14 protein-coding genes and 1 riboswitch are annotated in these 15,326 nt (G+C 28.5%); of the genes, 13 read left to right on the top strand and 1 reads right to left on the bottom strand.

Translation table 11 applies throughout. The features are described from left to right. The first annotated feature begins 90 nt into the window (after positions 1-90). The 7 genes from CDIF1296T_RS15485 (at position 91) to CDIF1296T_RS15455 (ending at position 7,525) form a co-directional block, all read left to right on the top strand. Positions 91-396, top strand: a complete 306-nt coding sequence (locus CDIF1296T_RS15485; protein ID WP_003439843.1) for a UxaA family hydrolase — start codon at positions 91-93, stop codon at positions 394-396. A gap of 155 nt (positions 397-551) precedes the next feature. Beyond that, positions 552-1,712 carry a UxaA family hydrolase gene (locus CDIF1296T_RS15480; RefSeq protein WP_003439842.1) on the top strand — a complete coding sequence of 387 codons (1,161 nt, stop codon included), beginning with the start codon at positions 552-554 and terminating at the stop codon, positions 1,710-1,712. A 49-nt stretch (positions 1,713-1,761) separates the two neighbouring features. Continuing rightward, positions 1,762-2,664, top strand: a complete 903-nt coding sequence (locus CDIF1296T_RS15475; RefSeq protein WP_003439841.1) for a fumarylacetoacetate hydrolase family protein — start codon at positions 1,762-1,764, stop codon at positions 2,662-2,664. A gap of 79 nt (positions 2,665-2,743) precedes the next feature. Beyond that, a complete protein-coding gene (locus CDIF1296T_RS15470) occupies positions 2,744-3,637 on the top strand; it encodes a dihydrodipicolinate synthase family protein (protein WP_003439840.1) in 894 nt (297 codons plus the stop codon). A gap of 51 nt (positions 3,638-3,688) precedes the next feature. Then, a riboswitch (cobalamin riboswitch) is annotated at positions 3,689-3,870 on the top strand. A gap of 228 nt (positions 3,871-4,098) precedes the next feature. After that, positions 4,099-5,229, top strand: a complete 1,131-nt coding sequence (locus tag CDIF1296T_RS15465; RefSeq protein WP_009891301.1) for an ABC transporter substrate-binding protein — start codon at positions 4,099-4,101, stop codon at positions 5,227-5,229. A gap of 71 nt (positions 5,230-5,300) precedes the next feature. After that, the gene (locus CDIF1296T_RS15460) at positions 5,301-6,326 is read left to right on the top strand and encodes a FecCD family ABC transporter permease (protein WP_004453864.1); all 1,026 of its coding nucleotides are present in this window, start codon (positions 5,301-5,303) and stop codon (positions 6,324-6,326) included. A 2-nt stretch (positions 6,327-6,328) separates the two neighbouring features. After that, complete coding sequence (locus CDIF1296T_RS15455) at positions 6,329-7,525, top strand: ABC transporter ATP-binding protein (protein WP_004453865.1); 1,197 nt, start codon at positions 6,329-6,331, stop codon at positions 7,523-7,525. Between the two features lie 127 nt (positions 7,526-7,652). Here the strand turns inward: CDIF1296T_RS15455 and CDIF1296T_RS15450 are convergent, their stop codons facing one another. Further along, on the bottom strand, positions 7,653-8,378 hold the full coding sequence (locus CDIF1296T_RS15450; protein WP_009898087.1) for a pentapeptide repeat-containing protein: 726 nt from the start codon (positions 8,376-8,378) through the stop codon (positions 7,653-7,655). A 477-nt stretch (positions 8,379-8,855) separates the two neighbouring features. Between CDIF1296T_RS15450 and nrdE the strand changes: the two genes are divergently transcribed. From nrdE to CDIF1296T_RS15420, 6 genes are all read left to right on the top strand, one after another. Further along, positions 8,856-10,955 (top strand): class 1b ribonucleoside-diphosphate reductase subunit alpha, encoded by a 2,100-nt coding sequence (nrdE, locus tag CDIF1296T_RS15445; protein ID WP_009898086.1) that lies wholly within the window; start codon positions 8,856-8,858, stop codon positions 10,953-10,955. Between the two features lie 12 nt (positions 10,956-10,967). Beyond that, the gene (nrdF, locus tag CDIF1296T_RS15440) at positions 10,968-11,939 is read left to right on the top strand and encodes a class 1b ribonucleoside-diphosphate reductase subunit beta (protein WP_003439817.1); all 972 of its coding nucleotides are present in this window, start codon (positions 10,968-10,970) and stop codon (positions 11,937-11,939) included. A gap of 75 nt (positions 11,940-12,014) precedes the next feature. Next, positions 12,015-12,641, top strand: a complete 627-nt coding sequence (locus CDIF1296T_RS15435; protein WP_009898085.1) for a GyrI-like domain-containing protein — start codon at positions 12,015-12,017, stop codon at positions 12,639-12,641. A 394-nt stretch (positions 12,642-13,035) separates the two neighbouring features. Further along, on the top strand, positions 13,036-13,665 hold the full coding sequence (locus tag CDIF1296T_RS15430; protein ID WP_003439812.1) for a hypothetical protein: 630 nt from the start codon (positions 13,036-13,038) through the stop codon (positions 13,663-13,665). Continuing rightward, positions 13,666-14,448, top strand: coding sequence for an ABC transporter permease (locus tag CDIF1296T_RS15425; protein WP_003439810.1), 783 nt, complete (start codon positions 13,666-13,668; stop codon positions 14,446-14,448). Then, on the top strand, positions 14,441-15,319 hold the full coding sequence (locus CDIF1296T_RS15420; RefSeq protein ID WP_003439802.1) for an ABC transporter ATP-binding protein: 879 nt from the start codon (positions 14,441-14,443) through the stop codon (positions 15,317-15,319). The genes CDIF1296T_RS15425 and CDIF1296T_RS15420 overlap by 8 nt, the downstream gene beginning before the upstream one ends. The last annotated feature ends 7 nt before the right edge of the window (positions 15,320-15,326 follow it).

Below are 15,326 nucleotides of genomic sequence, written 5' to 3'. Positions count from 1 at the left end.
TACAGTGAGTTGTTGGTAAAATAATAAATTCTTTAATTAGATTTTAGGATATTAATAAAATTATATTATTTATAAAGGAGAGCAAGAATAATGATAAATGCAGTGATAATTGATGAAAAAGATAATGTTGCAGTAGCTATTGAAGCAATAGCTAAAGGTAGTGAAATTAGTTTTAAATTAAAAGACAAAACAGTAAAAACGATTACAGCACTAGATGATATAACTATTTATCATAAATTGGCTATAAAAGATATGGCCAAAGGTGATAAAGTTACTAAATATGGTGAACATATAGGAGAAGCAAATCAGGAAATAAAAAGTGGTCAACATGTACATATTCATAATGTTAGAAGTGTTAGAGAGGATTTGGATAAACAAGTTATGACTAATATATAAAATAATATTTATAGAGTTATAAAAGTTGTATTCATTGCTTTTAGTGTCAAATAGTTTTTAAATAGGTTTTTAGCTGTTTGATTAGTGAGTGTAATAAAAATTATAATATATAAAAATTATAAAAAGTATATAGACTATTTTAGGAGGAAATCAGTATGAAATTTTATGGATATAAAAGACCAGATGGAAGAGTTGGTATAAGAAACCACATATTAATCTTGCCTACGAGTGTGTGTGCATCAGATACAACTAGAATAATAGCATCACAAGTTCAAGGGGCAGTTACCTTTAATAATCAGAATGGATGTTCACAAGTACATTCAGACCAACAATTAACTATGGATGTTATGGCTGGTTATGCAGCAAATCCAAATGTATATGGTGTAATAGTTGTATCTTTGGGATGCGAAAATTGCCAAAATGATTTGGTAGTTGATGCAATAAAAGAGAGAACAAATAAGCCAATAAAAACTCTTGTAATACAAGAAGAACATGGAACTTTAAAAACTATAGAAAAAGCTGTTCGTTATGCTAGAGAAATGGCACAAGAAGCTTCTTTGCTTAGAAAAGAAGAATTTCCAATATCTGAACTTATACTAGGAACTGAATGTGGTGGGTCTGACCCAACAAGTGGATTAGCAGCAAATCCATTAATAGGTGAATTAAGTGATAAACTTGTCGATTTAGGAGCAACATCAATTTTAAGTGAAACTACTGAATTTATAGGTGCAGAGCATATACTAGCTAGGAGAGCAGTAAATGAAGAAGTAAAAGAAAAAATATTACATATAGTACATAGATATGAAAATTCATTAAAATTGGTTGGAGAAGAAGTTAGAGAAGGTAATCCATCTCCTGGAAATATAGCTGGTGGTTTAACAAGTTTAGAAGAAAAATCACTTGGTTGTATACATAAAGGTGGTCATAGACAAATAAGTGAAGTATATGATTATGCCAAACAAATTGATAAGAAAGGCCTTGTTATAATGGATACCCCTGGAAATGATGCTTCATCTGTTGCTGGTATGGTAGCAGGAGGAGCACAAATAGTGGTATTTAGTACAGGAAGAGGAACACCATCAGGAAATCCAATAGCACCAGTAATAAAAATAACTGGAAATAAAATAACTTTTGCAAATATGGAAGATAATATGGATTTTGATGCTAGTCCAGTTATATATGGTCCACAAACAATGGAAGAATTAACAGATGATTTGTTAAATATGGTTGTAGATGTAGCAAATGGAAAACAATCAAAAGCAGAGTCCCTTGGATATACTGAAATGGCAATAGCTAGAGTATGCAACTATGTATAATCTTTAAGTAAGAAAATAAATACATAGAATTTTAATAAAGGGTGAGATTATGAAGTTTGTAAGTTTTACTGAAGGAGAAAATGAATGTAAAAGAACTGGAGTTTTTTCTAAAGATGAATTATTTATTATAGATGTTAACTCTTTAAATCTCAGTAGAAATTTTAAGGATTTAAATGAATTAATTCAAAATGTATCTAGTGAAGATATTATTAAGTTGAAAACTATTATAAATGAAAGTACATTCTATAATTATGATGTTTTTAAAAGAGAGAGATGTACTGTACATGTTCCTATAGAAAAACCAATACATGATATCTTATGTGTGGGAGTGAACTATAAAGACCATCTTGAAGAAACTCAAACTCACTTTGATGATAGTTTTGAAGAACCACAAAAAACGGTTTATTTTACAAAACGTGTGACAAAGGCAATAGGTCCAGAAGATGAGATAGATGGTCATTTTGAGATAAATAATCAACTAGACTATGAAGTTGAACTTGGAGTAGTAATAGGTAAAACAGGTGTTAATATTAGAAAAGAAGAGGTAGAAGATTATATCTTTGGTTACACTGTTATAAATGATATTTCTGCTAGAAAGTTGCAAAAAGAACATGTTCAATGGTTTAGAGGAAAAGGATTAGATACATTTACCTCTTTAGGTCCATGTATTTTACATAAAAGTGCAGTTCCTTTTCCTATAAAACTTAAAGTATGTAGTAGGGTAAATGGTGAAGAAAGACAAAGTTCTAATACAGGATTATTCATATCAGACGTTTCAGACATAGTTTCAGAACTTTCAAAAGGTATGACCTTAGAGGCTGGAGACATTATAGCTACTGGAACACCTTCTGGAGTAGGGATGGGATTTTCACCTCCTCGATATATGAGTAGTGGAGATGTAGTTGAATGTGAGATTGAGAGTATTGGAATTTTAAAAAATTACATTAAGTAACTGTTTTAATATAATTAATATTAAAGCTAAATCTGATGTATTAATGAACATATTAAAATAAATTTTAGGAGTTTAAATTATGAAAGCAGAATTTTTGACACCAGTTGTTACAATATTTGATGAAGAAGGAAATTTAGATAAAGAAGGTAATAAAAAAGTGTATGACCATCTTATAGATGGAGGTGTAGATGGACTAGTCATAATGGGAAGTACTGGAGAGTTCTTTAATATGTCTATGGATATGCAAAAAGAACTTATAGATTTAGTAACTAGTCATGTAAATAAGAGAGTAAAAGTGTTTATAGGTACAAGTCGTATGTGTATAAATGAATCTATAGAACTTTCAAACTATGCACATAATAGTGGAGCAGATGGTGTTATGATAATAAGCCCTTATTATTTCTCTCTTGATGATGATAGTATTGAGTTATTTTATAGTGAAATAGCTAAGAATACAGAGGCTGAAATATATTTGTACAATTATCCAGATAGAACTGGTTATGATTTAAGTCCAGAACTTACATTAAGACTTGCAAGAAAACATAAAAACATAGTTGGATATAAGGATACAGTAACTTTGATGGGACATACCAGAGATTTAATAAATACTATGAAAATAGAGTTCCCAGAATTTAAGGTTTATAGCGGTTATGATGAAAACTTTATACATAATCTAATGTCTGGGGGAGCAGGTTGTATAGGGGGATTATCAAATTTAATTCCAGAAGTTTGCTCCAAATGGGCTGAAGCTTACAATAATAGAGATATGGAGAAGGTTATAGAAATTCAAAAATATATTAATAAAGCAATGGATTTTTACTTAATAACCAATCCATTTATACCAGCAATGAAAAAAGCTATGAATATCAGAGGGTTACAAATAAGTGATTATATGACTGCTCCATTTGTAAAACCAAATGAAAAACAAGTATGTGAAATTAAAAAATTGATGAATGAATTAAATATATGTTAAATCAACCTTGCAAAGAGGTCAACAATAAATTACAATTATCTTAATAAAAATTAAATTAAAATAATACTAGGGTACTATATTAGTTTAATAGGGAAAGTGATGAAAATTCACTACAGCCCCCGCTACTGTATACGGATACGAAATCAAAATCCACTGAAATTTATAAAAATTTTGGGAAGGGTGATGGAGGAAAAGCCGTGAGTCAGGAGACCTGCCCAGTATTATATAAGTTCAATTTAGGGTGGAGATTGTAATTTATAATAAAATGAAGTATCAATTCGTTTTTGTAAAGTTGATATATGAACTTCTCCTTATTAAATTAGGAGAAGTTTTTTATTTTATTAAAAGGTTATACTTATTAAAGATGACTTTAGGATAACTTTAATAAGTATACTTTAAAAAGCATATATTATTAAAGTTTTTTAGCCACTCATAAAAAATAAGATATTGGAGTGAAAGAGATGAAATTTAAATCAAATGTTTTAAAGCAGTTTTTTTTAATTGCTATGGTAATTTTTATGGTAGGAGGTCTTATAGGGTGTAGTAAAAGTGACAAAGAGAATAAACAAGCTAGTACTGGTAAGAAATTAGAATTAAAATATGCTAGTGGATTTAGTGTTGAAGATTTAGAAGATGGAATTAAAAAAGTAACTGATGGAGATAATCGAGAACTGATTTTAATCCCAAAGAAGATTAAAATTCCTGAAAAATATAAAAATGCTAATATAGTTAGAACGCCTGTGGACAATGTATTAATAGCATCTACAACACAGGCTTGTTCTCTGAGAACAATAGATGAACTAGATAGTATAAAAGCAGTAACAACAGAAGAGCAGTACTGGACTATTAAAGAAATTAAAGATTTAATGAAAGATGGAAAAATACATTACGTTGGTTCAAATTTAGCACCAGATTATGAAAAAATAGTAGACTTAAATCCTGACTTAACTATAGTTAGTAGTGGTTTATCAGAGGCTGATACAAAATTTATTGACAAATTAAAAGAATTAGGGCTTAATTATGTTGTAGACAATGAGTATAAAGAGCAAAATCCATTTGGAAGAATGGAGTGGACAAGTTTAATAGCTGCATTTTATGATAAAGAAGATATGGCTACTAGTGAACTAAATAAAACTGTACAAAAGGTAGAAGAAGTAAGTAAAAAAATAAAAAACAAAGCTAAACCTAAAGTTGTATGGGCATCTGTATATGAAGGAAGTGCTTATATAGCTCCTAAAGATTCATATGTGGATAATATGATAAAAATGGCTGGTGGAATAAATGCATGTGCTTCAATAGATTCAAATGAAGGGCGAGTAAGTATTGAACAATTGCATGAAGTTGCAAAAGATGCAGATATATTTGTATACTCATCAAGTTCAGATTATGCACCAAATTTAGATTCTATAAAATCTAGTGCACCTGTATTGGCTGATTTGGATGTTGTAAAAAACGGAAACCTATGGGTGTTTGCTCCAGATTATTATCAATCAGTAGATAAGACAGACGAATTAATAGTAGATTTAGTTGAGATGTTCCACCCAGGTACTACAGGTGAAAAAATCAAACATTATATAAATTATGATAAATAGTACAGAGAGGACACAAAAAGATAGGTTTTATAGATTTTAGTTAATATAGCTTTGCTAAGAGGAGTATACAAATGGATTTTATCAATAAAATGAGAATAAGGAATACGACAATATTTATAGTATTAATTATAAGTATGATACTTACTTTTTTAGTGTGTGTAGCATTTGGCTCTGTAAAAATTGAATTTAAAGAAGTAATAGATGTTGTATTAAGAGGTATGGATAATACAGAACATTATAAAATAATATACAATATAAGAATCCCTAGAGTACTTGCAACCATGGTAGGTGGAGCATGCCTAGCAGTATCAGGTATTTTATTACAGATATTTTTTAAAAACCCAATAGTTGAACCGTATATATTAGGAGTATCTTCGGGTTCTACTTTATCAGTAGCTCTCATGATTTTGGGAGGATACACATTGGGATTTGAGAGTGTAAATTCAATGAGTATATTTGTAGCAGCTTTTATAGGAGCTTTAATTGTAATGTCTATAGTCATTTTATTTGCAAATAAGGTAAAGAATATAACAACTCTTTTAATAATAGGAATTATGACCGGATATGTATGTAGTGGTATAACAAATGTGTTACAATCATTTGCAAATAGTGATAAATTAAAAGAATTTACTATGTGGTCTATGGGAAGTTTTTCTGGATTTACATGGGAAAAGGTAGAAATACTTATAATAGTTGGTATATTAGGTCTTTTGATGACTGTATTCATAATAAAACCTTTAAATGCTTTTTTACTAGGAGAAGAGTATGCAAAAAGTATTGGCATAAATATAAGATTTTTTAGAGTTTTGATAGTATTTATATCTAGTATATTAGCAGCAATAGTATCAGCATTTGCAGGACCTATAGGGTTTATTGGACTTGCAGTGCCACAAATTTCAAAAATGATATTTAAAACATCAGATAATAGAGTTTTGATACCAGTAGTAATATTTTTAGGCAGTATAGTTACAGCTCTTTGTGATTTAATATCAAGAGTAATTTTATCACCAGTAGAATTACCAATAAGTACGATAACATCTTTATTAGGAGCTCCAATTGTAGTAATGTTATTGGTGAAAAGGAAGGATAGGGCTTAGACATGTTGAAAACTAATAATTTAAGTGTAGGATACAATAACAAAGTTGTTATAAGTAATATAAATGTAGAAGTAAAAAATGGAGAAATACTATGTCTTTTGGGAAGTAATGGAGCTGGAAAAACTACCCTATTAAGGTCCTTATCTAAACTTATATCACCAATAAAAGGTGAAATATATTTGAATGGTGTAAACATAAATTGTATATCAAGAAAAGCATTATCAAAAAAAATGGCTTTAGTACTTACAAATAGATTATTAGGTGATTTAATGACTGTACAAGATATAGTCAATATAGGAAGGTATCCATATACAGGATTTTTTGGGAGTCTATCTAAGAAAGATTTAATAATGGTAGATGAAGCATTGGAGTCTGTAGATGCCTTACATTTAAAGAAAAGATATTTTGATGAACTAAGTGATGGAGAAAAACAAAAGGTGTTGGTTGCAAGGGCTCTTGTTCAAGAACCAGAAATAATTATATTAGATGAGCCTACAACTCACTTGGATATAAAACATAGATTGGAACTCATAAACATACTGAAAAAATTAAGTAAAGAAAAGTCAATATCAGTAATACTTTCATTGCATGAAATAGACATAGCATTAAAAAGTTGTGATAAAGTTGCTCTTATAAAAAATAATAAAGTCATAGCTTATGGTCAGCCTGAAGATGTAGTAGATGAGGATATTATAAATTCGCTTTATGAATTGGATGATAAAAACTTTAATAGTCTTTTAGGTTCAGTAGAAATTAGTAATAAATCTAAAAATGAAGTTTTTATAATTGGTGGTGGGGGTAAAGCAACACCAATTTATAGAGCTTTTACTAAAAAAGGTATAGGTCTGTATTCTGGAATAATACATGAAAATGATATTGATTATGAAATTGGTAGAACTATGGGGATAAAGATGTTTACAGAAAATCCATTTGAGCCTATAAGTGATGAGAGTTTCGATTTGGCTATTAGAAATTTAAATGATTCCAAGATTATAATAGATACAGGATTTAGTGTAGGAGAGACAAATAAGAGGAATATAGATATTATAAAAGAGGCTTTAAAATTGGATAAAAAAGTTTATTCTTTTAGAAATAGAGATGAGAGTAAGAAGTATTATGACAGTTTGGATAGTAAGATAGAACATATAGATAAAGTTTCTCAAATAATCAATAGTGCAGATATAAATAATTTATTATAATTTATGAAATAAAATGTACTTATGTGCTATAGAAAAAAGAGTATAGATTATAATTTTTTTGAAATTACAATCTATACTCTTTTGTTATTTTGTTTATGTATTTATATATTTATAAAACTTTAGCATTTTATAGATAACCAATAGCTTCCTCTCTAGTTAAAAAAAAGTGAATCCCTGTAGTCGATTCTTTCCATCTATTTTCATTAAAATCTTCAGCTACAATCGTTTCTCCTACTCTATATATAAAATTTTCATCAGCATATGCACGAGCACTTTTAAAAGATTCTTTACCATCTATACTAGTAATTGACAGTACTTTTGCCTTATCACATCTACAAGCGTTTGATGTAGCAGACACTCTTTTTGCGTCGCTGGGTATTAATAATTGTACCATTCTAAAATTAAAACATTTTTTATAGCCTATAAATGCTCCTGTTTCAGGACAATACAATTTAAAAAAACGGGTACTTTCATCTGATATTACTCCATTTAAAGTAGCATGTTCTAAATTTGAATTTTCTAAATTAGCTCCTCTAATATCTGAGTTAGATAAGTCACAAAATCTAAAACTTGCACCACTTAAGTCTGCATTTTTTAATATAGAATTTTTTAATGAACAATCCGAAAGATAAGAATTATTAAAAATAGAGTTTTCTAAATCTGCTTTTTCTAAATTTAAATTGATAAGGTCAGACCACGAAAAGTCAATATTACTTAAGCAGTATCCTCTTAAGTCCATATTTTCTAATCTTAATTCTTTTAAATCTGCCTTTTCTCCAGCATTATTGTTTTTAAGCCATAAATAATGTTTCTCAAGTGTTTTTTCTAATTCTTGTTTAGAAATAGTTTTCATTAAAATCACCTTCATAAATTTATTTTTATATATGTAGTAGCAAAATAGTCATATATTTAATTATATAACAATAAATAAAAAACTTCTAAATAATATATAAAATATCATCTTGAAAGTACTTTTTTCAATATATCAGAATATATTTTTAAGCTATTTAGAGATAATTTAAATTTTTAAACAGGACATAATAAGCTTGTATTGTTTTATATTTGAGTTGATAAAAATTTCTTTAAATAAAAATAATGTCAATTATAAAGTAATAAAAGTTTAGATATAAAAAAATTTGTGTATATACTATATGTAGTATATAATAGATAAAGCACTGACTATATGTAGTGCTTTTGTTTTTGAAAAATACTTATTGCATTTCTATAATTATAGATTAATTTTGGGATTTCAACTGATAAGTACCAAAAGAAATAATAAGCAAATTAAGTGAAATTATGGCACAAGATTATGTTAAAAGGACGGTAAATAATGAATTGGATAGAGCTTAACAATCAAGTGATAATTAAAAATGAACAAGGCAAGTACCAATTGGAAAAGGATAAGGAAGCCTTAAGTAGTTACATAGAAGCATTTATACAGCCAAAGTTGAGAAAATTTAATAACCTAGAAGAAAGATTGAAGTATTTAATAGATGAAGGTTATTATTCAAAAGAAGTAATAAATCAGTATAGCATAGATGTTATTAAAAATATATATGATATGATTGATAAACATAAGTTTGAATTTCAATCATATATGAGTGCAAATAAGTTTTATCAAAATTATGCATTAAAGAGCAATGATGGAAAGGAAATATTAGAAACATATAATGATAAAGTGTTAATTGTAGCTTTGACACTAGGAAATGGCGATAAAGATTTAGCTTTAAACTTGGCAGATAAAATAGTAAAACAAGAATTTCAACCAGCTACACCTACTTTTTTAAATGCTGGAAGAAAAAGGGCTGGAGAAATGGTATCATGTTTTTTACTATCTGTAGAAGATAGTACAGAAGGTATATCGTATGCTATATCTTCATCAAATCACTTATCAAAGATTGGTGGAGGAGTTGCACTAAATTTATCTAAACTTAGAGCATCTGGCGAATCTATCAAAGATATAGAAGGTGCAGCTGGAGGTGTTGTTGGAGTAGCTAAAATGTTAGAACAATCATTTAGTTACTTTAATCAAATGGGAGCTAGACAAGGTTCTGGTGCGGTGTACCTTACTGTATTCCATCCTGATTTTGAATTGTTGATGGATACTAAAAAGATAAATGCAGATGAAAAAATAAGGCTTGCTACATTATCATTAGGAGCTATAATACCAGATAAATTTATGGAGTTGGCAGAAAAAAATGAAGTAGCATATGCATTTTATCCTCATACTGTGTATAAGAAATATGGAGTTTCTCTTGATGAGATAGAAATGGATGAGTGGTATGATAAATTGGTTAATGATAGTGATATAAGAAAAAAAGAAATAAATCCTAGGCAGATGTTGACAAAAATAGCACAGATGCAACAAGAAAGTGGATATCCATATGTAGTGTACATAGATACAGCTAATAGAGAACATACATTAAAAGATGTTGGAATTATTAAAATGTCTAACTTATGTTGTGAGATATTTCAATATCAAACACCTTCAGAAATAGAGGGATATGGAGGAAAAAATGAATGGGGACAAGATATAAGTTGTAACCTAGGTTCTTTAAACATAGCCAATGTAATGGATAATAAAACTATAGAAAGTACAGTTGAAACAGCAATAAGAGCACTGTCATTTGTAGCAGATAGCACAGATATAAAACCAGTGCCAACGGTAAGCAATAGTAACAGCAAGTCTCATTCTATAGGATTAGGAGCTATGAATTTACATGGATACTTAGTAAGAGAAAATATTTTATATACTTCAGATGATGCTATAGATTTTTCTAATGTATTTTTTGCAATGGTTAGATACTATTCAATTAAAGCTTCTATGAAAATAGCTATAGAAAGAAATCAAACTTTTGAAGGATTTGATAAATCAGAATATGTTAAGGGAAGAAATAGCAAGGTTTTATCAAAATACTATGAACAATCTTATCTACCTAAGTCAGAAAAGGTAAGAGCATTATTTGAAGGGATTTATATACCAACAAAAGAAGACTGGACAAAATTATTGGATGAGGTAAAAGAAAAAGGGATATATAATGCATATTTAATGGCAGTAGCACCAACTCAAAGCATTAGTTATGTTCAAAATGCTACATCAAGTATAATGCCAATTACTGAGCCAGTAGAAGTAAGAACATATGGAGACTCTACTACAATATATCCAATGCCATTTTTAACAAATGATAATATGTTGTATTATCAATCAGCATACAGGATGGATATGAGAAAGGTCATAGATTTAGTGGCAACAGTTCAAAACCATGTTGACCAAGGTATATCAACAACACTGTTTGTTACAGATGAAAAGACAACTAGAGATATAGCTAGACATTACATATATGCCTATAAAAAAGGTTTGAAAAGTTTATATTACACAAGAACAAAGATGACAAGAGATACTCATGAGTGTCTAGTGTGTTCAGTATAGGGAGAGAAATATATGACATTTAATTTACATAAAATACATAATGCAGTTAACTGGAATAGAGAAGAAGATGGATTTACACAAGCTTTTTGGGAACAAAATGTAAAACAATTTTGGCTTCCTGAAGAAATATCTGTTTCTAAAGACATAAAGGTATGGAATGAACTAAGTAATAAAGAAAAGGAATTATATAAAAAAGTATTGGGTGGTTTAACATTACTGGATACAAAACAGGGAAATAATGGAATACCATCTATGATGAGTTTAACAGAAAACCTACAAAGAAAAGCTGTCTTGTCTTTTATGGGGACTATGGAAGAAATACATGCAAAAAGTTATTCTTCTATATTTATGACTCTACTTTCTAATTTAGAAATAGATGAATTATTTGAATGGATAGAAACAGAACCAACATTACAAAGAAAGGCTGATTTAGTTTTAGCTCAATACGAAAATACTACAAATCAAGAGGGATTATACCTATCAATGGTTACAAGTGTATTTTTAGAGAGTTTCTTGTTTTATTCAGGATTCTTTTATCCATTGTATCTATCTGGTCAAGGAAAGATGGTAGCTAGTGGAGAAATAATATCGCTTATTCTTAGAGATGAGTCTTTACATGGTAAGTATATAGGATTGCTAGCACAAGAAATATACGATTCATTTGATAAAATGGATAAGGAGATGTTAGAAGAGAAGATGTATTCTATACTTTATAGCCTTATGGAGAATGAGATAGAGTATACAAATGTTATATACAGAGAAAGTGGGCTTGAAAAAGAGGTTGTAAACTTTTTAAAATACAATGCGAATAGAGCTTTAGAAAATCTAGGGTTTGAGAAGCTATATACTGTAGATGCTATAAATCCAATTGTATTAAATGGTCTTAGCACTGAAACCAAAACACATGATTTCTTTTCAACTAAGGGTAATGGATACCAAAAAGGAGTGTATGAGGAATTAGAGGATGAAGATTTTATAATATAATTTATAATTATGACACACTGTTGTCACTTTTAGCGTGATAATATCAATGTATAAAATATATATGGAGGTATTTTTATGAAATATGAATGGAGAAAAAGAGATAAAGAGTTATATTTACCTAAAAAGAATCCTGTAATAGTTGAAATACCAGAACAGAAATTTATCATGTTAAAAGGGAGTGGAGACCCAAATTCTAAAGAATTTACTGAAGCAATAGGAGTACTTTATTCTTTGGCATATGCAATAAAAACCATGCCTAAAAAAGGAATTGTACCAGAAGGGTATTTTGACTATACGGTTTTTCCTTTAGAAGGTATATGGGATAAGGGAGAAAAAAGTAAAGGCTTAGATGTACTTATTAAAGAAGATTTAATTTACACTATAATGATACGTCAGCCAGATTTTGTTACACAAGACCTGTTGGATAAAGCTACTGATATAGTAAAGAAGAAAAAACCTCATAATCTTCTTGAAAAAGTTAGATTTGGGTCTATTAATGAAGGGCTATGTGTTCAAATGCTTCATATAGGTTCATATGATAATGAACCAGAAAGCTTTGACATTATGAACGAATTTTGCAAAAAAAATAAACTTATAAGAAAATCTTACACACATCGTGAAATTTATATAAGTGATGCTAGAAAAGTATCGCCTGAATCATTGAAGACGGTTTTACGTTTTGAAGTAGAAAGGGAAGTATAAATATTTTGAATAATTTATAAGAGTTATAAAAAGTGAAGTCTGTTGAGACTTCATTTTTTGATGCAATTTTAAAATTAAATTTGATGTTTCATAATATTTTAAAAACTTTCTACTTTTATTAGTGTGAATAACTGTTGCTATTAAATAATAATACTAATTATATAAGTATTATTATATAATATTTATAGATTATTATATAAGTAGATTATTAGTAAGATGTATGCATTATTAATTAAAATAAATTACATATACTATTTAATATTTCATTTAAAATATTAAAAAATGTAGATAAAAATTGTTTTATTAAGAAAAAATTAATATATTGACAAAATTTAAGTGCTCATTTAAACTATTAATTGATAATAATATTCAATATTAAATAATAGGAGGCGTTATGAATAAATATCTTCTAATAAATCCAGTGGCAGAAAGAATGTATGGAGAAAAGTTTCACCTTATTAAAGCAAATTTGATAAAAAAGGGGTACATAATAGCAGAATGTGAACCACAGTTAGAATATGTAAAAAAGCAGTACAAAGAGTATACAAAAAAGACTAAAAATACAATGTTGGATTGTAGATGTCCAGAAAGTATAAGTCTTTTAAAAAGAAATAATTTGATAAATGATTTTGAAGTACCTATGATAGAACCAATATTAGTAAGGACTTGTAGGGTTTTATACGATAAATATATAAAAAGTAAAGATGATATGTTGGTAGTAACCTGTCCATGTACACAATTAAGAGACTTTGCAAGTGAAAAGTTTAAGGATAAGGGTAATGCTATGTTTTATACATGGAAAGAGTTTGCTGAACAAGAAGGTGTAAAATCACTTGGAAAAATAGATGAATCACCAATTCCATTAGGATATTTCAAAGATACTTTTGAAAAAGTTCTTGAAGTATCAAGTGAAGACGAAATATTAAGTGAAATACAAAAAATAAGAAATGGCTTTGAAGATAAGTATGACATAGTAGAAATGTTTTATTGTAAAGATGGTTGTAATAATGGAGATGGTTTGTAAATGGTCAATAAATTTAATAATAAGTTTTTAAGGCTAGTAAAGAGTGTTCTGATATTTTTTATAATTCTTTTATTATGGAAAATTACAAATTATCTTGGTATTTGGAGTGATTATATATTACCATCACCCGAAAAGGTATATAGTACATTTTTAAATATGATAAGTGATGGTTCAATATTTATTAATGTATATGCAAGTATGAAAAGAGTTTTGATAGGTTTTGCAATAAGTACTGCTATAGGTGTGCCTTTAGGGATATTCTTTGGAATTTATAGTGGAGTATATGAATACTTTAAATCTCTAATAAATTTTTTAAGGAATACACCTCCCCTTGCTTTAATACCAATGCTTATATTATGGTTTGGTATAGGAGAGGAATCAAAAATTATAATTATAGTTTTAGCATCCTTTTTCCCAATCTTTACAAGCACATTGAAAGGGATTAAAAATTGTGACTCAAAACTGATTGAAGTGGGTAGAGTATTTGAGTTTTCAAAGCTTCAGATAATATTTAAAATAATAATACCAAATGCCATTCTTGATATTGCTGTTGGGTTAAAGTTAGCTCTTGGATATAGCTTTAGAGCAATTATTGGGGCAGAACTTGTAGCAGCTTCATCTGGTCTTGGATACTTGATATCTGATGGAAAAGAAATGTCTAGAACAGATGTTGTTATTGTAGGTATAATCGTAATTGGACTTTTAGGAATAATTACAGATTACATATTTTCGATTATTGTGAAGAAGGTAAGTAAGGGAAAGATGGTGGAAGCATATGAATAATTTAGTATGTGACTCTGGATATATAATTAGAAATTTATATAAAAGTTATAAAGTTGACAATGAAGAACATGTAGTTCTTAGTGATATCTCTTTAAACATAGATAGAAACCATATAACAGTAATTTTAGGTGAAAGTGGTTGTGGAAAGACTACCTTGCTTAGAGCAATTGCATCACTTGAAGGTATAAATAGTGGTGAAATTAGGTTTATTAATGATAATAAAGAGTATAGACCTAATGTTGGTTTTGTTTTTCAGGAGAGCAGATTAATGCCTTGGTTAAACGTAAGTGAAAATATAGCTTTTCATAATCAAAGAAAAAATACTATTTTAAACAAGGTGCTTAGAAAATTTAAACACAATAAAAGAATTAGCAGTAAAATTATAAATGATAATTTTAGAAGCTTAGAAACAAATGATAATTTGAACAAATCAAATAAATATAATAGGAAAAGTAATATTGATGTAGAAAAATATCTTAAGATGATGAACTTGCAGAAATTTAAAAACTCTTATCCAAATGAATTGTCAGGAGGTATGGCACAGAGAGTAAGCATAGCTAGAGCTCTTTCTTTCAATCCAGATATGTTGCTTATGGACGAGCCTTTTTCGGCATTAGATTATTTTACAAGGATTGATATGCAAAATGAAGTTATAAGAATACATAAGTCAACTAATAAAGGCGTGATATTTGTAACTCATGATATTGATGAAGCGTTAAAGATAGGCAAGAAAATAGTTGTTTTCACAGACGAAAGAAAAATAAAAGAATTTAATATAGAAGATGGTTATAATAGAGATTTAACTTCAGATTACTATATTAAATTAAAAAAAGATATTTTAATGACAATGAAATCAAATAAAGGCATTTAAAGAAATT

The organism is Clostridioides difficile ATCC 9689 = DSM 1296 (assembly GCF_001077535.1).
GTDB classification, from domain to species: domain Bacteria; phylum Bacillota; class Clostridia; order Peptostreptococcales; family Peptostreptococcaceae; genus Clostridioides; species Clostridioides difficile.
The sequence above is the reverse complement of the archived record's forward strand: the minus strand, read 5'-3'. Positions and strand labels throughout refer to the sequence as shown.